The following is a 19,463-nucleotide window of genomic DNA, read 5'->3' as shown; positions in this document are numbered from 1 at the left end:
CTTATTTAATTCCGTACTTATCAAACAGGTATACTAGGGAAGCCATAGCGGCTGCCCCGAGTTCCAATTCCCTTTTGTTAATGGCATCAAAGGTGTCATTGGGTGCGTGATGGTAGTCGAAGTAACGCTGAGAGTCCGGTCTTAATCCGCAGAGTACAATACCATCATCTTTCAATGGGCCAATGTCGGCTCCACTTCCCCCTCGGGTGAATGAGTGCACTAAATAAGGTTCAAACAAGGTATTCCAAGACAATACTTGCTCATAATTGGCTTGATCGGTATCAAAAGAAAAACCGCGAGGTGAGAATGCACCGGCATCACTTTCAAGCGCAAAAACGTGGGTTTCCTTGTTCTTGGATGCAGCTTCTGCGTAAGCTCTTCCGCCGCGTAAACCGTTTTCTTCATTCATAAACAGCACTACGCGCAAACTGTGCTTGGGCTTGTAATTGGCCTTTTGCAATAAACGCAGCACTTCCATGGATTGTACGCAACCAGCTCCGTCATCGTGAGAGCCGTCTCCGGTATCCCAAGAATCTAAATGTCCACCAACCACAAAAAATTCGTTGGGCTTTTCAGAGCCTGTAATCTGACCGATCACGTTATACGACTGAACATCTGGAAAGGTCTCGCAGCTTTGTTTTATTGTAAGTGTTAAATCCGCATCATTTTGAAGCGCTGCACTCAAGGCCTCTGCGCCCAAAGTGCTCACAGCTGCAGCGGGTATGCGATCGTCAGGATTTAAATCACCGTAAGACATGGAACCTGTATGCGGATAATCATCCAAACGCAAATTCATGGAACGGACGATAACACCAACTGCACCGTATTTGGCAGCTTCCATGGCGCCAGCGTAGCGCTGATCTACACAGCCTCCATAGGCAGCAAAAGTGTTGATGAGCTCCGCCTGCATGGGTCTGTTATAGAAAACGATCTTTCCTGAAATTGCATCTTCGCCCAGCTCTTTTAAGGCCTCAATAGACTGCACTTCAATAACCTCAGCTTTGAGTCCCGAGGCCGCGGTAGCTACAGATCCGCCCAAAGCACAGATCTGCAGGTCTGTTCTAGATCCTGCGGTTTCAAAATAGGCAGTTTCCTTTTCCCCTCTAACCCATTTAGGCACCATTACTGGTTGCAGCCAAACCGAATCCAAGCCCAGATTTTTGAGCTCTTGTTCGGTGTATTTTACGGCCTGCTCTGCTTCTGGAGAACCCGACAAACGTCCGCCTATTTCATTAGAAAGATGCTCCAACCACGAGTAGCTCTGACCGTTGAGTAAAGCCAGATCATAAATATTACGCAACATTAAAGAATCTGATGGCTGCGTTTGCCCAAAGGATACTGCAGTAACTAACAGGCAAAGGCTTAGTAAACGCGCTTGAAATTTCATGAGGTTTATTCGTTGTTGAGTTCTTGGATGTACTGTTTGAGTTTGGCTTGAGTCTCTGGATCCAACTCCGGTTCCTGGATGTTGTTGTAAGTTTCCATTGCTTCCAAAAGAATGCTCGCAACGATCACTCGAGCCGCTCTTTTATTATCTGCTGGGATCACATACCAAGGGGCGTGATCCTTAGAAGTTCTGTTGATGGCATCTTGGTAGCATTCCATATATTGATCCCAAAGTTTGCGTTCTTTGAGGTCTCCCGAAGAGAACTTCCAGTTTTTTTCTTTTTTATTCAAACGCCGAAGCAGGCGTTGCTTTTGCTCGTCCTTAGAGAGATTCAAATAGAACTTAAAAATGAGCGTCCCGTTTTCTGCTAAATGCTTTTCAAAGTTGTTGATCTGTTCAAAACGCTTATCCCAGAATGCATCGTCTATCTGATCCACACTTTTGAGTTTAGGCAAACGCTCGTTGAGAATGTATTCTGGATGCACTCGAGTCACCAAGACATTCTCGTAATGCGTACGGTTGTGGATTCCAAAGATTCCACGACGAGGCAAGGCAATATAATGCCTCCAGAGGTAATCGTGATCCAATTCTAAGTCTGTTGGCACCTTAAAGCTGTGCACCTCTACCCCGCGAGAATTGAAATCTTTAAATACCTCTCTAATTAAACTGTCTTTTCCAGCAGTATCCATCCCTTGAAGACAAATAAGCACGGCGTACTTATCGTGAGCATACATGGTATCCTGAAGTTTGCCCAGACGAGCGCGCACACGCTCTAAAACATCTTCTAAGGTTTCTTTGTCTAGACCAAAGTCTTCATAGGTTGCGTGTTCTTTGAGATCCGTTTGTCCGGCTACGCGGTATTTACTGCTGTCAATATTCATGCTGATGGTATTATTTGCTGGCGAACAAGCGCACGTCTTCCTCGCTAATAGATTCTCCTCCTAAGATAATCAATCGTTCCACTACATTGCGCAATTCCCGAATGTTTCCGGTCCAATCGTACTCTTTGAGCAGCTTTACGGCCTTGTCTTGAAACTTTTTCTGTGCGGTTCCTTGTTCTTCGGAGATCTTCTTGGTGAAATAATCCAAAAGCAAGGGAATGTCTTCTCTGCGATCGTTGAGGGCAGGAACTTTGATCAAGATCACCGCTAAACGGTGATAAAGGTCTTCTCTAAAATTACCCTCTGCAATTTCTTTTTTAAGGTCCTTGTTTGTCGCGGCAATCACCCGAACATCTACTTTGATGTCTTTATCATTACCCACACGCTGGATCTTATTCTCTTGTAAGGCTCGCAGCACTTTGGCCTGAGCAGACAAACTCATATCCCCTACCTCATCCAAAAAGATGGTTCCGCCATTGGCAGCTTCAAATTTTCCGGCGCGATCTTTATTGGCAGAAGTAAAAGCACCTTTTACGTGACCAAAAAGTTCGCTTTCTATGAGTTCGCTTGGAATGGCAGCACAGTTTACCTCGATCATGGGTCCCTTGGAACGATCGCTCTTTTGGTGCAACCAATGAGCAACAAGTTCTTTACCCGTACCGTTAGGCCCTGTAATAAGTACACGAGCTTCTGTTGGAGCTACTTTTTCAATCATCTCTTTGATGTGAGTAATTGGAGCGGATTCCCCGATCATCTCGTAATTCTTACTCACCTTCTTTTTAAGGCGTGTATTCTCAACCACCAACTCTTTGCGATCTAAAGCAATACGCACGGTATTTAAAAGTCTATTCAGATCAGGTGGCTTGGAGATATAATCAAAGGCTCCAAGACGCATGGTATTAACGGCAGTATCCAGATCACCGTGACCAGAGATCATGACAATAGGAGTCTCAGGCTTGAGCTTCTTGGCCGCTTCTAAAACCTCAACGCCGTCCATTTTTGGCATTTTAATATCACATAATACCAAGTCGTAATCTTCTTTTTTGATCAATTCAATTCCGGAAAGTCCGTCTTCGGCCTCGGTCACTTTATAATCGGCACTCTCTTCTGTGAGTATCTTGGTCAATACTCGGCGGATTGCCGCCTCATCTTCTATGATTAATATTTGAGCCATATCAAATCTTATATTTTACACCGGTTCTGAAGTAACCGGTATTGTTTTCATTCAAGTTAAATACGTTGTTGCGGTTTTCATCACGCAATCGTAATTCATTGTACAAAGTGTATGCCGCATAAAGGTAGAAATAGAAATTCTTGGCAAAGTTGTACTCATATCCCAGACCTGCAAGGATTTGCGTCATGGAAATATTATCTGCTATTGCAGTGGTCCCGTCCGGATTGGTCACCACACGATTGTTCTGTATATTGGAAAAGAACCCATCTAAAGAGGCATAAGCCTGCAGGCTATTCTTGGCATTGAACATATGCTTGATGTTCGTTTTTGGGGTTCCGAGGGAATACGACCAGCGCGGGTGAAACTGTCTGTAATAGTTAATGATCGGCAAAGGAAAAGGACGCCCTTGGTTTGTGGAATACTGCAACCCTATAACCCAACGATTGGGTTTTGCAACCTCATCAGAAGATCGATCTCGAATCATGTAAGCAGAACCACTGAATCTAAAATCACGTCCTAGAAAATCAGCACTTTCAAAATTGGAAGCCAATTCAAACCCAGCTCTCGCCCCAAAACGCCAGCCACTTTTAAACTTAAAGGTATAGGCTATGGTTGCTCTGAACATTTGAAACGTCTTGGCATCATTGGCATCAAAAGGCACCGGATCATCAATATCTAGCGTAATGTGTCGGTATTCAAAACCAGGGATCAGATAACTGCCTTCCCAAGAAAGCGGTATCGGAAAATTGATAAAGGTTCTAAATCGACTCAAAGAATTGTCACTGTCTACTTGCGGTATCCGAAGCCATTCCACACGCATAAGATCGGTGGATTGTCCCAAACAACATCCGCCAGAAAGTATCAAAAGCAAGAGCAAGAATTTACGCATTGCCCTCCTCTGAAATTTTGGTTGCAACCATGGATCTGATGTGCAAATCACGTTGTGGAAACGGAATGCTGATATCATTAGCTCTAAAGGCCTCGTCGATCTTAAAACGGACATTACTCTTGGTCAACGGATCCTTAAAACTATCAGTCACGTAAAAGAACACGCTAAAGACCAAAGCAGAATCACCAAAGTCTTGAAACAACACTCGAGGTTCCGGACGTTTGAGGATTCCCGGCTCAGATTGAACGCATTCCAACAAGAGCTTTTCTACCAAACGGGTATCGCTGCCATAAGCCACTCCCACGGTTACGCTCTCCCGCGTCATTTTGTGATTCTGGGTATAGTTAAAGACGGTATCGCTGATGAACTTATGGTTGGGAATGATAATGACTTTATCATCTCTGGTAATGCAACGCGTGGTTCGGAGTCTGATTTCTATGACCTTTCCCACCTTACCGTTGATCTCAATGATGTCGCCTACCAAAAGGGATTTATCTACGATGATGAAAATCCCGCCAATAACATCTTGAAAGAGTTCTTGAAGCGCCAGCCCAAGACCCACAAAAAGTGCGGCTGAAGCGGTCAATAAGACGGTGACATTGATTCCTGCAGCGTTCATGGTGAGCAGGATCACCAGCATATAGATCAAATACTTCAGGAATTTGAAAATGCTCACAAACTTCAAGCGATTTTCTTCTTCCATGCGGCGGGTTACCCACTTGCGGATCAGGTTTAACATAAAACCTGAGATCATAATGGCCACTACCAAAGTTAGGATAAGCCCTATAGTGAGGTGAATCTGTTTATCACCTTCACCAAAATGAAAGCCTCTATTGAGAAAATCTCGAATAGAGGCCCACAAACTTTTACCGATCTCCGTGGCCTCTTCGGCCAGGGTTTCATCTTGTATAAGCGCTAGTATTTTAACCATTTAAACAATTCCTTGTAGCTGGCCTTTTTTCCGTACATCAAAATACCGACACGATAGATTTTCGCGGCCACCCAAACTGTGCCTATAAAAGTAGCAAATAAAATCACTACTGATAGTATTTGTTGCCAGATTGGGACTCCAAACGGTATACGCATAAGCATAACCACTGGAGAGGTTAAAGGAATGAATGAAAATACTTGAGAAACAGTACCATGTGGATTTTCAATAACGGTGAAAACCCCGACATAAACTGCCAAAATCAATGGCATGAGAATGGGCAGCATAAACTGCTGGGTATCTGTTTCATTGTCTACTGCAGCACCAATGGCCGCGTAGAGCGATGCGTACATCAAATATCCTCCTAAGAAGAACAGGATAAACATGATCACCAAGTTCATCAAAGGCAAAGCGTTGATTTCATTGACCAAGCCAACCATCTCGCTTTGCGTCTCCGGACTATCTTGCATTTGCTGTACCATTTCTGTTTGAGCGGATTGCGCCTGTGCCGGATCAATGTCCAACATGGCGGATCCTACTGAAAGGAACACACCGAGCAGAACTACCCACACGGCAAACTGAGTGATCCCAGCCAAGGAAGTTCCAAAGATCTTTCCAAGCAGCAGCTGAATAGGTTTCACTGAAGAGATGATCACTTCAATGATACGGCTGGTTTTTTCTTCAATCACCGAGCGCATGATCATGTTTCCATAAATAATGATGAACATGAACAATAAGTATCCCGCTATACCTCCAAAGGCCAGCTTTACAACGGAGCCCATTTTAGAGGTCTCCTCGCCTTTAAAGGTTTCTAGGTTGGTACGCACCCGTACCCGAAGGTCTCGGATCTTTTCGGCATCCATCCCGGCTTCTGCCAGACGTGAATCCGTAGCCAAACTACCAATGCGGTCTTCTATCTTGCTTATAAGCAAAAGTGAAGGAGAATCCGCTGAATAGAAGGTTACTTGATCTGCCATCTGATCCATAGAATTTACTTTAGGAATATAAAGCAGACCATACTGTTCAGCACGCTCCACCTTTACTTTGGCAGAGTCTAAACTGACCCCGGTGAGGATTTCGTATTTGGTATTGTCTGTGTTCTCAAATTTGTCAATAAACAAGCCCGTTTCATCCAAGACAGCAATGGTCTTGCTGCTTTCGTTGTTGAGCTGTGACAAATAGGCTACCACAAAGATCAGCGCCACCATGATCAGCGGGCTAACAAAGGTCATTACAATAAAGGATTTGTTCTTTACCTTATTGAGATATTCGCGTTTTATAATGAGTGGAAGGTGATTCATCTTAGCTGTTTTTTACCGTTTGAATGAAGATATCGTTCGCGCTAGGCACAACTTCTACAAAGTGCGTGAGTTGTCCTTTCCCGCTTAGGTACTGGATCAGATCATTGGCCGAACCATCGGCACCTAACTTGATATTACACATCAGCTCATCATTGATGCTCTTGAATTGAGCCGGAGACACCTCGAACTTTCCTTGAAGTTCTTTTAAAACAGCCTCCTCATTTGGCGTCATCAAGCCAATCTCAAAGGTATTGGTCTTGTTTTGTCTTTTGATGTCGATGAGTTTACCGTCCAGAATCTTATTGGATTCGTGAATCAAAGCGATATGATCACACATTTCTTCCACCGACTCCATGCGGTGCGTAGAAAAGATGATCGTGGCTCCATTGTCGCGTAGACGAAGGATTTCATCTTTAATAAGAGTAGCGTTGATCGGGTCAAATCCGCTAAAAGGTTCGTCAAAGATCAACAGTTTAGGTTCGTGCAGTACGGTAACCACAAACTGAATTTTCTGAGCCATCCCTTTGGAGAGTTCTTGGATCTTTTTGTTCCACCAATCTCCAATTTCTAGGCGCTCAAACCACATGCGCAGGCGCTTTTTGGCCTCGGCCTTATCCAGTCCCTTTAACTGGGCCAAATACAAGGCTTGTTCACCTACTTTCATAGACTTGTACAAACCGCGCTCTTCTGGCAAATAACCGATGTCTTTGATGTGATCGGCACGCAGCGGTTCACCGTCTAGCGTAACGCTACCGGTATCTGGCATGGTGATCTGATTGATGATACGGATAAAAGTAGTTTTCCCAGCTCCGTTAGGCCCAAGCAGTCCAAAGACGCTTCCCTTTGGGACACTAATGGAGACTTGGTTGAGGGCAGTATATTCACCAAATTTCTTGGATACACTGTCTGCAACTAGCAAATCATTCATAAGATACGTTGAAGTTTTTTGGTTATGTTCATGCAGGCACATCACTACATAGAACACAAAGTTAGTACAATCCGACGGTTATTTGTTACAATCTAAACTGTCCTAAAAAATAAAACCCACCCTTGACTGTGATCAAGGATGGGAAAAAAATTGCTATGAAAAAGAAAAATTATCACTAGAAAGGAATCTAGTAATAGTCAAATATAAAAAAATATTTTTAATAACTGTCTTTCATTAGGAGAACATATCCTTCACTTTCTCAAAAAAGGATTTGTCTTCTTTTTCTGGTTTTGGTTGGAAGTGTTCATCGGCACTCATGCGCTCAAAGAACTCCTTTTGCTCCTTAGAAAGTGTGCGTGGAGTCCATACGTTTACATGAACCAACAGATCTCCTTTACCGTAGCCGTTCAAGTTTGGAATTCCCTTGCTTCTCAGACGAAGGATCTTTCCGCTCTGCACTCCGGATTCGATCTTGATTCTCACCTTTCCGCTCACGGTTTCAATCTCTTTGGAAGTACCCAAGGCTGCCTCTGAGAAACTGATGTATAAATCGTAATGCAGATTGTCGCCTTCTCGCTGTAAAAGCTCGTGTGGCTTCTCGGTAATGGCAACCAAAAGATCTCCAGGAATACCGTTGCCAGGAGCGTCGTTTCCTTTACCGCTAACTTTGAGCTGCATACCGTCTTCTACTCCGGCTGGAATTTTGATCGATACAGTTTCTTCTGTAGCGATCATACCTTGTGCATCTGCATTGGCCGGCTTTTTATCTACGATCTGCCCAACTCCTCCACATGTAGGACAGGTAGTAGCTGTTTGCATACGTCCTAAAATGGTATTTTGGATTCGAGTGACTTGTCCGGTACCGTTACACGTGCTACAGGTAGTGAAAGTAGTTCCTTGCGCCATTTTCTTGCGCTTCACCTTGATCTTTTTCTCCACGCCAGCAGCGATCTCCTCTAAGGTCAAACTCACGCGAATACGAAGGTCACTCCCTTTGCGTCTACGTTGGCCACCACCGAATCCGCCAAATCCTCCAAATCCGCCGCCGCCAAAGGCACCGCCAAAAATGTCTCCGAATTGACTGAAAATGTCATCCATGTTCATTCCGCCGCCGCCGCCAAAACCGCCGCCTTGGAAAGCTTGGTGTCCAAACTGATCGTATTGCTGACGTTTTTGAGGATCGCTTAAGATCTCATAGGCTTCTGCAGCCTTTTTGAACATCTCTTCTGCCTTCTCATCGCCAGGGTTCTTGTCTGGGTGGAACTCAATGGCCTTTTTGCGATAGGCCTTTTTGATTTCCGCTGCAGAAGCGCCTTTATCAACGCCGAGTATTTCGTAAAAATCTTCTTTCACTGTCTTGTCTTATTGTTGTCCGATCACCACTTTTGGGTATCTGATGATCTTATCGCCTAGGGTGTAACCTTTCTCAATCACATCAATGATCTTTCCTTTTAAGTCATCCGACGGCGCAGGAATTTGCGTCACAGCCTCGTGCAGATCGGCATCAAATGTCGTGCCTGCTGCGATCTCTATGGGCTGTAATCCTTTACTTTTCAAAGTTTCTTTGAGTTTGTTGTGGATCAGGGTAACGCCTTCAAACAGGCCGTCATCACCGGCACGATCGATCTCTTTTAATGCACGATCAAAATCGTCCAAAACAGGAAGCAGGGATTGAATTACCTCTTCTCCTGCGGTTTTAAACAACTCCACACGCTCTCTGCTGGTGCGCTTTTTAAAGTTCTCAAATTCTGCAAAAAGTCTTAGAAATTTATCTTTCTCCTCTTGCAACTCACGTTGGGCTTTTTCCAAGTCAGTTTCTTGTGGAGTTTCTTCTTGCTGATCTAAAGCAACGTCTTGATCCAAGATCTGATCCAGTTCGTCGCTACTAGTATTTTTATTTTTGTCTTTCTTGCTCATGGCAAAAACGCTGTTTTTATAGGTCGATTTACAGCGTGCAAAAGTACTGCCATTGTTTGAAAAATGTCAAAATGTCACCAATTATTTATGCCGCTAAAGCAAATTTGACAAGGCAGCGTCTAAATCCGGGAATTCAAAGCGGTATCCGGAATCTATGATCTTGGCCGCACTGACCTTCTGCCCTTCTAAGACGAGTAAAGCGCGCTCCCCCAAAGCCACTTTAAGCACAAAGCCTGGAACTGGAGGCAAAATGACTTTCTTACCGAGCGCTTGGGCAACGCCCTGAGTTAGGGTTATATTGGTTACCGGATTGGGCGCAACACCGTTGAACACACCGCTTAATCTGTTCTGGATCAGGTGGAAATAAATTCCGCTGATGTCTTTTCTATGAATCCAAGAGAACCATTGCTTACCAGATCCTAAAGCTGCACCAAGACCTAGTTTAACCGGTTTCATGATCTCCGGCAAAGCGCCTTGATCAGGATCTAAAACCACCCCTGTGCGCAATTTAGCCACTTGCATTCCCATGGCCTCAAAACGATCCGCAGCAGCTTCCCACTGCACCACGACTTCTGCCAGGAAATTATCTCCAACCGCGCTGCTATCTTCTGTGTAATGTGCTGTTAGACTATTTGGATACAGGCTGATTCCGGAAGCGCTGATGAAATGAGTCACTTGATGATCCAGTTTTCTCAAACTTTCTTCCAGCAGCATCATGGTACCTACTCGAGATTCTACGATCTCTTGTCGATAGGCTTTGGTCCAAGGTTCGCTAATGGGTGCGCCGACTAAATGTACAATAGTGTCCACGCCGTTAAAGCATTGATCATCGATCTCGTTGTTCTTGGGGTTCCAAAGAAAACCGCGATGATTATCGGTTTGTATGAGTTTACTGGATCGGGTGGTTAAGAAGTGAACGGTATGTCCTGCCTGATGCAAGTCCGCAGTAAGTTGAGTTCCGATGAGTCCAGTAGCTCCTGTGATTAAAACCGTCATGCTATTTTTTTGCAAAAATACGCATTAGCCGGCGGACTATTTCTGAAACTTATCTTAAGGCTTTGTGGCTCTGAGCATATGACGTTTGCCCGGAGGGCCATCCAAGCGTTCCACTTCAAAGCCCAGGGATTGTAGATCACGCCGTACATCGCCTTTGGCACAGTAAGACACCCAAACACCGCCAGGCTTAAGCGCTTTGAAAGTCTTTTCCAAGATATCTCGATGCCAAAGTTCCGGCTGGACTCGAGGTCCAAAAGCGTCAAAATAGATCAAATCATAGGCCTGCTCGGCGTCTAATTGATCAAAGGTGCGTTGCTGCTTGGTCAACGTAAAAAGCGGATCAATAGATAGTGGTTGCTCCCAAGGGCCTTCATGCATGGCTTGAAAGTCTGCCAATGGCATGCCTAGGTCTTCCGGGTATCGCATAGCTTGCCATTCCTGTTCAGCAATTGGAAAGGCCTCCATCCCTGTGTAGTGTAATTCAATTTTGTGGTCTTTGGCAAAACCCAAACTCAATAGCGCATTGAGTCCCGTCCCGAATCCAATCTCCAGGACAGACAAAGACAAAAAAGACCCCAGCGCATGTTTGTGCTGGAGTCCTTGTTTTATAAATACGTATTTGGCCTCAGCAATTGCGCCGTGTTTGGAATGGTATTGTTCGTCCCAATCGGGCAATTGAATGGTCCAGGATCCGTCTCCGGTCTGGATGAGTTCGCGTTTCACAGCTTACTCTTGAGGATTGGAGTCTTCCTCCTCTTCTACTTGCGCCTCAGGTAAAAGAACACCGCTGGATACGATGGCCAAAGATTGTTTAGGTTCTGTGATGGCAGCGATCTCTTCTGGAGATTTTCCATCATCTTCTGCGTAGTGCTTTAAGTCTTCTACACTAACTTCCTCAATAAAGGCAACACCTTCTATGATGGCGTCTTGACCGGCAATATCTTTAGGCATGAAGAAGGCATAATCCTTAAAACGAACCATGGATTCTTCTCCGTCGATATCGACCTTCATCCAGCAACCCTTCTTTTGGCAAACAGAGTTTACCTTAGAGCTGAATTTCACAGGAACGGTGTCCCCAACTTTCAAAGTTTTGGTGAATTCTGCCAAAGCATCTGGAGTCATCACTTCTGAAACAGCTACAGGAGCTCCAAAATTTTGGAAACTCTCTTTAACCTCTTCTACGGCGATGGTTGCATCTTCTTGAGAAACTTCTGATTTACACCCTACCAAGGCTGCAGCCAGAACTAATAAAACAAACAGATTTCTCATTGTTTTTTGATTTAATGATAAGCAAATAATATAGTGCAATTTTATGAATTATTTACATTTTATGTGGCGGTTTTTTTGGCTAATTTTGCGCTTTAAACCTTCCTTACATGCAGTTATCTACTTCGAAATCCCTAGAAATTACGCAAATCCCTGAGTCTAGAATAGATCAGGTTGATTTCCAGAATCTTGTATTCGGGCGTGTTTTTACGGACCATATGTTTGAATGTGATTTCGTAGACGGAAGCTGGCAAACTCCTAAAATCAGACCTTACGGGCCTTTGAGTATTGAACCTGCGGCTAAAGTATTTCACTATGGCCAAGCGGTATTTGAAGGCATGAAAGCTTATAAGGATGAAGATGGGAACACTTTTTTGTTCCGCCCAGAAGACAATTTTGAGCGCATCAATAAGTCGTCAAAGCGTATGGCGATCCCAGAATTTCCTAAGGAGTTTTTCTTTGAAGGTTTGGAGACTTTATTGAGCATGGACAAAGCTTGGATCAAACCAGGGCTTGGAAACTCCTTGTACATCCGTCCGTTTGTTATTGCGACGCAAAACGGAGTATCAGCCTCTCCATCGGATCAGTATAAGTTTATGATAATTCTCTCTCCGGCTCAAGCCTATTATACCGGAGAAGTGAAAGTGGTGATTGCAGAACACTTTTCTCGCGCTGCCGATGGTGGTGTGGGTGCTGCCAAGGCTGCTGGTAACTACGGAGCCCAGTTCTACCCTACCAACCTAGCAAAGGAAATGGGCTACCAACAAGTGATCTGGACCGATGCCAATGAGCACAAATACCTGGAAGAAGCGGGTACCATGAACGTGTTCTTTAGAATTGGCGATACGCTCCTTACTGCACCAACCAATGACAGAATTCTGGACGGAATCACTCGAAAAAGTGTGATTCAAATTGCCAAGGACGCTGGAATAAATGTAGAAGTAAGACGCGTTTTGGTGGAAGAAGTTGTGGCAGCTGCTAAAAATGGAACTTTAAAAGAGATCTTCGGTGCAGGAACTGCAGCGGTGATCAGCCCGGTAAGCGGTTTTAGTTATAAAGGGGAACAGTTCGACATAGCTAGTTCAGAAGATAGCTACGCGAAGAAATTCAAATCGGCCTTGATGAACATCCAACACAATTTGGCTGTTGATCCTTACGGTTGGCGCTACGCGATCAATTAAGCATTTAAAATCTCAGCGATATTGGGCTTGAAGTAATTAGGCCCTTTAAGTACTTTCCCGTCTTCTCTGTAGATGGGTTTTCCGTCTGCACCCAATTTGCTCATATTGCTGCGCTGAATTTCTGTAAAGACCTCTTCTATTTTGTGTTGCAACCCGTGTTCTATGATGGTTCCACAAAGGATATAAAGCATATCTCCCAAAGCGTCGGCAACCTCAACTAAGTCTGCATTATTGGCAGCCTCTAGATACTCCTCATTTTCTTCACGCATGAGTTTGTAGCGCAACAAATGTTTGTCCTCTCCCAAATGGGCCTTAGGAGCTTTTAAACTATCTAAACCAAAAGCGTCATGAAAAGCCTGAACGGCAGCAATTTTATCTTGCATAATGTGGGTTCTAAGTTGTAATTTTGTAAAAGCTAAATCTACAAAGATGTTCACGACCGGACGTATTGTTTTTATAAGTTTTTTTGTCCTTGCTTTTGTTTTGGCCATGATCTGGGCCTACCGCAAAGACAAGAATCTACACCTCAAACAATACAAGGGTGCCAAATGGATCCTGCTTGGGTTCATCCTTTTCCTACTCGCACTACTGGGGCTTAAAGAGGTGCTAAACCTATAGTCCTAAGCCACTTCCTTAACAAATATATTGAGGATTGCAAATTGGAATTTTAACATTTGCAGACTAACTTTTCAAAAAAATACCCCGTATAGGGTATGTTTTTGGGGCTATACTATTCTCAATTTTGACCTATGAAACTATTCAACAATCCTGTAGTAAAAGAGGTGATCCCTCATACCCTATTGTTCTTTGCTGGCATTGCAACACTAATCTTTTGTTATAAACTGGCCGGTGGTCTGAATGCAGATACACCAGATGAACAGATGCACGTATTGCGCATTTTTGTAGCCTTTGGAGCGGCGGCAATATCTATTGCACTCCCTGGCTTTATTGAGGTAGGTAATAACGCGCTTAAAACAGCGGAAGACAAATCTACCATGAGTTTAAATCTTAAAGCAGGCGGAGCCTTAGCCATCTTTGTGTTGGTGTATTTGGTACAGCCGATTGGGGGGTAGCTGACATGTATTACATAAAAGACAAACAATTAGCCGATGAAGTTTTAGACCTAAACTACCGCGATTTTTTCAATTTAATAAAAGATACGGTTTATGTCGCCGTAATTGCTAAAGATGACAATCCTGAAAGCAATTTATGGGGAATAGAAGTCGGGTATAAAAAAGGAAGAGGAATTGGAGTAGATTTAATTCCATTTAACGTTGGTCAGCTGGATATTAACTCGAACAAAGGTATATCAGCTGAATCCATTGTCAATGACATTTTTGACCGAATAAAAGATAGAAACAATCCTGATAGTGGAATTGAATACAGAGAGGTCGATAATTTCAAACTACATTGTTTAATTGAGAACAATGACCAAGTAAGAATCACTCATAAAGTGATAAGACCGGCAGCATCAGGTTGTGCGATTGGACCGAGCAACATATACAGAATGGGAACTTTAGGAGCTGTAATTAGACTAAAGTTCAGAACCCACAATAATGATCATCTTGTGAACACAAGACAGTCACAAGAAAACTTTAGCCAACAATATTACCTGATGTCTAATTATCATGTTTTAGTCACGAATTACCGGGAACTTGGTAAATCAAATTTAGTTCATCAACCGAAAGACAGATATCAAAACAGAACTTCTTTTAAGAATGTTCTGGGCGAAGTCGAATATGGAAAATTCAACAACTTTGTTGATGTCGCTTTGGCGCGAGTTCATAACCCAGATGACGTTAGTTTAGGGAATATATGGAATAGTCGAAAGGTCAATGGTTATAGATCTCCCATAATAGGAGAACAAGTATACTTCCATGGTAAAACGACCTATTGTCGTGAGGGTTTTATTAGATCAGATAATGCTTACGTTTTCCACAAGAACCCTTATTCAGGTGAACCAATGTCGATACAAAAACAAATCTTAACCACCGCTGTAAGTGAAGACGGAGATTCTGGGAGTTTATTGATATCTAGAAAAGATAACGCTGCCATAGGACTTATAATTGGTGGTGATGATAAACATTTCTCCATAGCGAATTCTTTGGATACAATCTTTAGTCAAAACACATATTTTGAGTCTAGATGGCGTAATGATAGAATTTCGTTTGAATTATATAATATCTAAATCAATATATCATGTCACAACCTTGTCAACAGCATCACGTAAAAGTGATCAACGGAAATCAAAGCACTTACGATATCGCAAAAGGCGACGGAACTATAATGCGATTCAATGTACGAGCCGAGTTTTCTAACTGGATAACTCAAAACAATAAAGACTATGCTCGTAGCATCGAGGTTGAATTGTTCAATGTTTCATTTGGCGATTTATACCGTTTATCGAAAGTTCGATTCTGCTCGGATTGTAATGTTTTCGAAATTCATGTCGAGAAAATATCTAACCCAGCTGGTGTCAAACTGGCTTATGAATATCGTAACGCAATTAATGAAAGATTTGACCTTACTGGTGATAGTAATGGAAATTGTGGAGATGACCGTCAAGTAATGATCATAATCTATAATAACGATCCTTCCCATGAAGACAATTTTTACAATACTTGCTGCGAATACGATCCACCGGTAGCTTCTAATGAGCCACTAGACTATCCGCATGATGAAAGTGCAAAGGATGACAAAGGCAATCTTGAAGGCCTGAAAAGTGGATTTAACCCAGACACCGCTAACGGCAACATCCTTGTCGGTAAAAAACAGTAAGTAGATTGAACAAACTGTTATCATACATCCTTGTCTTGACGAGCCTTGTTGGATTTGGCCAACAACTCGATATAAACACAGGACTTCAATATACGCGTGATGGCCTCTTTACTGAGGCTATTGCGCATTATGAATCCCTAGACACTATTGGCGCAACCATTGAACAACAAGCACTCTGGTCCTTTTATTTGGCAGACGTATATAATTCTGACGACAAGCAAGATAAAGCCTACAAATTGATGCTACACGCCAAGGAGTTATTCAAAAAGTTGGATGCACCTAAAGATGTAAACGATTGCAATATGATGTTACTTCGAATTCGAAGTCATATCAACGACATTACTTTTGATAACAGTGATATTCTCGATGAGATAAACGCCTATGTTGAAACCTATAAGGACTCCGATCCTCAGATTCAGTTCAACAACTATTTGACCATTGGATCTGGTTTCAAAGATGCCCAACTCTACGATAAAGCTATAGCCGTATTTGAAGAGAGTCTAGCTCTTTCAACTCGATTGGGAGATAGTGTTCAAATGGCCTATGACAATATGAACATAGGTTCTATGTATCAATCCAAAGGAGAAAATGTCAAAGCCTTGGCTAAGGCCAACGTAGCACTCCCAATCCTACTTAAGATTCAAGATACCAATAGCATTGCCGCCAACTATAATAACCAAGCTCAAGCATATAAAGCTTTGGAACGTTATGATGAGGCGCTAAGACTTTATTTAAAGGCCGATAGTATAGATTTACGAGAGAATCCGTACAAAACCAAAGAGATCATTTATGAGAATATTGCGGATCTCTACAAGAGAAAAGGTGATTTTGAAAACGCTCTACTCTACTATAGAAAGTCAAGAGATCTAACCGATAGCACTGACAGCCGGATTCAAAGTCTCGATATAAGTTTAGCCGATAGTCGAGCTAGTTTAGCAGAAGAAAAGGCAGAACGCATTTTAAAGGAACAAGAATCCACCCGCAACCAAAACATCGCTTATGGCCTTGGAGGTTTGCTTTTATTGGGCAGTATTATTGGCTTTTTGGTATATCGCAATACCAAACGCAAGCAGCGTATTGCAGAGCAGGAAAAAGAGATTGAGGTTCAAAAGACAGAGAAACTGCTCAAAGATCAGGAGCTAAGCACCATTGACGCCATGATCGCTGGGCAGGAAAAAGAACGTCAACGCTTGGCGAGCGATCTGCACGACAGCGTGGGTGCAACCCTCTCTGCGGCTAAAATGCAGTTTGAGCATCTTAAAAAACACCGAGGCAAACTGGACAATGAAGAAGAATTCTATGAACGAACCCAAACACTCTTGGAAGAAGCCTATACCGAAGTTCGCTCTATGGCGCATGCCAAGAATTCTGGAGTAATTGCCAAACACGGTTTGTTGCCGGCTGTAAAAAAACTAGCCCGCAACGCATCAGCAACAGGAAAAATAAGCGTAGAGGTTCAAGACTACGGCTTGGATCAACGCTTAGAAGGATCTTTAGAAATCGCTGTGTTTAGAATGGTGCAAGAACTGGTCACCAACATCATTAAGCACGCAGAGGCTACAGAAGCCAATATTTCACTCACCCAACATGAGGATGTCCTCAATCTGGTTGTAGAAGACAATGGAAAGGGCTTCAAAGTGGGCAAATTCACCGATAAGGATGGAATGGGCCTCGGCAGTATTGAAAAGCGCGTAGAGCATATGGAGGGCCAGATGGAAGTGGACAGTACACCGGGCAAAGGCGCAAGTATAATCATAGACATTCCGCTCTAATGTGGAACGACCTAACATCTAACGTATACAGCTTTTTTACTGGAGGCTTGCTCTTTTTGGTGGTCTACCACCTGATCATCTACGCCCAAAACAAGAAGTCTTACTACCTCTACTATTCGTTTTATATGCTGTGCCTGGCCTTGTATTTATTGCAATGGAATTTAGGCATGCCCAATGATATTCCCTTAGCCTCTACTCGGGCTTTACTGCTGTGTTTAAGCGGTGGATTCTATCTGTGCTTTGTCAATACCCTTGTTGATTTTAAAACAGAGAATCCAAAATGGAACCGCATTTTAGATCGAGCTTCTAAGATCGCTTTTGCGCTGAACGCTCCTTTGATTCTGGTCTACTTTTTAGGTCCAGAGGGCCTGAATTATCAGATCATGCTGTTCAATCTATACGCTTTGGCGTATATCATCTTTGCAGCACGGATCTTTTATCAACTCTACAAGCTTAACACCATTTATTCACGCTATTTGTTATTGGGATCAACATTCTACTTTATAGGAGCCGTACTTACCTTCTTTACAAGCTTCTTTATCTCTATTGCTGAATTTAGCGAGCGCTTTGGATTTCAACTGCTGAGTTTTACGGTGATAGGCATTACCCTTGAGGCCATTGTTTTTGCCGTAATTATTGGGTACAGAAATAAGGAGACCGAAAGGCTCAAATTACTCTCCGAAGAGAACGAAAAGCTGGAGGCCCAAAAAGTAATCACTTTAATGAAGGATCAAGAACTGCGTGCCATTGACGCCATGCTTACCGGTCAGGAAAAAGAACGTCAACGCCTGGCCAGCGATCTTCACGACAGCGTGGGCGCTACCCTATCCGCAGCTAAAATGCAGTTCGAATATTTAAACAAGCATCAAGATCAACTAGAAAACAAAGAGCAGTTCTTTACCAAAACACGAGAACTTTTGGACAAAGCTTATCAAGACGTTCGCAGTTTTTCACATGCCAAGAACAGCGGAGTTATGGCGCAAGACGGCTTATTGCCGGCCATTCATCAGCTCATCAAGACCAATTCCATCGCTGGTGCCCTTGAAATTGAACTGCAGCAGTTTGGACTGAATGATCGTTTGGATGCCACCATGGAGATCTCCATTTTTAGAATTATTCAGGAATTGGTCACTAACGTAATCAAACACGCCAAAGCTCGCTTTGTGAGCATTTCTCTGACCAAACACGAGAATTTTTTGAGCATCGTTGTTGAAGATGATGGCCAGGGTTTTAAGGGCGATCAAAAAACATTAAAACAAGGCATGGGACTCTCCAGTATAGAGACCCGTGTGGAACATTGGGAAGGCACTATGGAAATAGACAGTCGGCCCGGAAAAGGAAGTAGCATTTTAATAGACATACCTTTATGATACGCGTAGCAATAGCAGAGGACCATCAGTCCTTAATTGACGGAATCAATCTTTTACTCAAATACGAGGAAGACATCAGTGTAGTTGGCATGGTCAACGATGGTGAAGCCTTGGTAAACCTGGTCAACCTCAAGCAACCCCATGTAGTATTGACCGATATAAAAATGCCCAAAATGGACGGTATTACAGCTTGTAAATACATTCTGAAGGAACGACCACACACCAAAGTCATTGCCTTTACCATGTTTGAGGATCAAGGAGCTGTAAGCGAAATGATCGCCGCAGGTGCCAAAGGATATTTGCTTAAAAACTCTCCTTTAGAAGATGTGCTCACCGCAATAAAAGAAGTGCATAATGGAGGTACCTTTTTTGACAAGACCATCGATGTGGAAGCTGCGAGCAATCCCTCTGGACAGGGCTCTAAAAAAAGCCTGCTGTCTAAAAGTGAACGAGAGATCCTTCGATTGATCGGAGAAGGAAAGTCTTCTAGCGAGATCGCTGAGATCAGATTCAACTCGGTCTCTACCATTGAAAAGCACCGTAAAAATATGATTCGTAAATTAGGGCTTTCAGGTAAAGGGGAACTACTCCGCTACGCCTTAGAAACCAAATACAAATTTGAATCCTAAATGAATTCTATTTGCATCCCCAATCTACCCGCCACTGGGTATTTTACAACCTCAATCTGCTCCCTA

At 43.2% G+C, this 19,463-nt stretch carries 21 protein-coding genes; 8 read left to right on the top strand and 13 right to left on the bottom strand.

What is annotated here, in order from left to right:
- Position 1: 1 nt before the first annotated feature.
- From ACSLP7_RS12615 to ACSLP7_RS12560, 12 genes are all read right to left on the bottom strand, one after another.
- Positions 2–1,387 (bottom strand): M20/M25/M40 family metallo-hydrolase, encoded by a 1,386-nt coding sequence (locus ACSLP7_RS12615; protein WP_435579629.1) that lies wholly within the window; start codon positions 1,385–1,387, stop codon positions 2–4.
- 5 nt (positions 1,388–1,392) lie between these two features.
- Positions 1,393–2,268: a PPK2 family polyphosphate kinase gene (locus tag ACSLP7_RS12610; RefSeq protein WP_435579628.1), complete on the bottom strand. Its 876-nt coding sequence runs from the start codon at positions 2,266–2,268 to the stop codon at positions 1,393–1,395.
- A 10-nt stretch (positions 2,269–2,278) separates the two neighbouring features.
- Positions 2,279–3,442 (bottom strand): sigma-54-dependent transcriptional regulator, encoded by a 1,164-nt coding sequence (locus ACSLP7_RS12605; protein ID WP_435579627.1) that lies wholly within the window; start codon positions 3,440–3,442, stop codon positions 2,279–2,281.
- A gap of 1 nt (position 3,443) precedes the next feature.
- Entirely contained in the window at positions 3,444–4,331 is an 888-nt protein-coding gene (locus ACSLP7_RS12600) for a DUF6268 family outer membrane beta-barrel protein (RefSeq protein ID WP_435579626.1), read from the bottom strand.
- Positions 4,324–5,262 (bottom strand): mechanosensitive ion channel family protein, encoded by a 939-nt coding sequence (locus ACSLP7_RS12595; RefSeq protein WP_435579625.1) that lies wholly within the window; start codon positions 5,260–5,262, stop codon positions 4,324–4,326. The genes ACSLP7_RS12600 and ACSLP7_RS12595 overlap by 8 nt, the downstream gene beginning before the upstream one ends.
- Entirely contained in the window at positions 5,247–6,560 is a 1,314-nt protein-coding gene (locus ACSLP7_RS12590; RefSeq protein WP_435579624.1) for an ABC transporter permease, read from the bottom strand. The genes ACSLP7_RS12595 and ACSLP7_RS12590 overlap by 16 nt, the downstream gene beginning before the upstream one ends.
- 1 nt (position 6,561) lies before the next feature.
- Positions 6,562–7,488, bottom strand: coding sequence for an ABC transporter ATP-binding protein (locus ACSLP7_RS12585; RefSeq protein ID WP_435579623.1), 927 nt, complete (start codon positions 7,486–7,488; stop codon positions 6,562–6,564).
- A gap of 234 nt (positions 7,489–7,722) precedes the next feature.
- Positions 7,723–8,841, bottom strand: a complete 1,119-nt coding sequence (gene dnaJ, locus ACSLP7_RS12580; protein ID WP_291183267.1) for a molecular chaperone DnaJ — start codon at positions 8,839–8,841, stop codon at positions 7,723–7,725.
- 9 nt (positions 8,842–8,850) lie between these two features.
- On the bottom strand, positions 8,851–9,405 hold the full coding sequence (locus ACSLP7_RS12575; protein ID WP_435579622.1) for a nucleotide exchange factor GrpE: 555 nt from the start codon (positions 9,403–9,405) through the stop codon (positions 8,851–8,853).
- A 93-nt stretch (positions 9,406–9,498) separates the two neighbouring features.
- Positions 9,499–10,401, bottom strand: a complete 903-nt coding sequence (locus tag ACSLP7_RS12570) for a TIGR01777 family oxidoreductase (protein WP_435579621.1) — start codon at positions 10,399–10,401, stop codon at positions 9,499–9,501.
- Between the two features lie 54 nt (positions 10,402–10,455).
- Positions 10,456–11,124, bottom strand: a complete 669-nt coding sequence (gene mnmD / locus ACSLP7_RS12565) for a tRNA (5-methylaminomethyl-2-thiouridine)(34)-methyltransferase MnmD (RefSeq protein ID WP_435579620.1) — start codon at positions 11,122–11,124, stop codon at positions 10,456–10,458.
- A 3-nt stretch (positions 11,125–11,127) separates the two neighbouring features.
- Complete coding sequence (locus ACSLP7_RS12560) at positions 11,128–11,670, bottom strand: DUF4920 domain-containing protein (RefSeq protein WP_435579619.1); 543 nt, start codon at positions 11,668–11,670, stop codon at positions 11,128–11,130.
- A gap of 107 nt (positions 11,671–11,777) precedes the next feature.
- On the opposite strand from ACSLP7_RS12560, the gene ACSLP7_RS12555 reads away from it, so the two are divergent.
- Positions 11,778–12,848: a branched-chain amino acid aminotransferase gene (locus ACSLP7_RS12555; protein WP_435579618.1), complete on the top strand. Its 1,071-nt coding sequence runs from the start codon at positions 11,778–11,780 to the stop codon at positions 12,846–12,848.
- Here ACSLP7_RS12555 and ACSLP7_RS12550 read toward each other — a convergent pair.
- A complete protein-coding gene (locus tag ACSLP7_RS12550; RefSeq protein ID WP_435579617.1) occupies positions 12,845–13,231 on the bottom strand; it encodes a hypothetical protein in 387 nt (128 codons plus the stop codon). The two genes, ACSLP7_RS12555 and ACSLP7_RS12550, sit on opposite strands and share 4 nt — an antisense overlap.
- Before the next feature lie 46 nt (positions 13,232–13,277).
- Here ACSLP7_RS12550 and ACSLP7_RS12545 point away from each other — a divergent pair, with 46 nt between their 5' ends.
- The 7 genes from ACSLP7_RS12545 (at position 13,278) to ACSLP7_RS12515 (ending at position 19,397) form a co-directional block, all read left to right on the top strand.
- On the top strand, positions 13,278–13,466 hold the full coding sequence (locus ACSLP7_RS12545; RefSeq protein WP_291183253.1) for a hypothetical protein: 189 nt from the start codon (positions 13,278–13,280) through the stop codon (positions 13,464–13,466).
- Between the two features lie 131 nt (positions 13,467–13,597).
- Positions 13,598–13,921 (top strand): hypothetical protein, encoded by a 324-nt coding sequence (locus ACSLP7_RS12540; protein WP_435579616.1) that lies wholly within the window; start codon positions 13,598–13,600, stop codon positions 13,919–13,921.
- Between the two features lie 5 nt (positions 13,922–13,926).
- Positions 13,927–15,036: a hypothetical protein gene (locus ACSLP7_RS12535; protein ID WP_435579615.1), complete on the top strand. Its 1,110-nt coding sequence runs from the start codon at positions 13,927–13,929 to the stop codon at positions 15,034–15,036.
- An 11-nt stretch (positions 15,037–15,047) separates the two neighbouring features.
- Positions 15,048–15,626, top strand: coding sequence for a hypothetical protein (locus tag ACSLP7_RS12530; RefSeq protein ID WP_435579614.1), 579 nt, complete (start codon positions 15,048–15,050; stop codon positions 15,624–15,626).
- A gap of 5 nt (positions 15,627–15,631) precedes the next feature.
- The gene (locus ACSLP7_RS12525) at positions 15,632–17,398 is read left to right on the top strand and encodes a tetratricopeptide repeat-containing sensor histidine kinase (protein WP_435579613.1); all 1,767 of its coding nucleotides are present in this window, start codon (positions 15,632–15,634) and stop codon (positions 17,396–17,398) included.
- The gene (locus ACSLP7_RS12520; protein WP_435579612.1) at positions 17,398–18,768 is read left to right on the top strand and encodes a sensor histidine kinase; all 1,371 of its coding nucleotides are present in this window, start codon (positions 17,398–17,400) and stop codon (positions 18,766–18,768) included. The genes ACSLP7_RS12525 and ACSLP7_RS12520 overlap by 1 nt, the downstream gene beginning before the upstream one ends.
- Positions 18,765–19,397, top strand: a complete 633-nt coding sequence (locus tag ACSLP7_RS12515) for a response regulator (RefSeq protein WP_435579611.1) — start codon at positions 18,765–18,767, stop codon at positions 19,395–19,397. The genes ACSLP7_RS12520 and ACSLP7_RS12515 overlap by 4 nt, the downstream gene beginning before the upstream one ends.
- Positions 19,398–19,463: the final 66 nt, after the last annotated feature.

Source organism: Gilvibacter sp. (assembly GCF_965601605.1).
Classification (GTDB): Bacteria; Bacteroidota; Bacteroidia; order Flavobacteriales; family Flavobacteriaceae; genus Gilvibacter.
The sequence above is the reverse complement of the archived record's forward strand: the minus strand, read 5'-3'. Positions and strand labels throughout refer to the sequence as shown.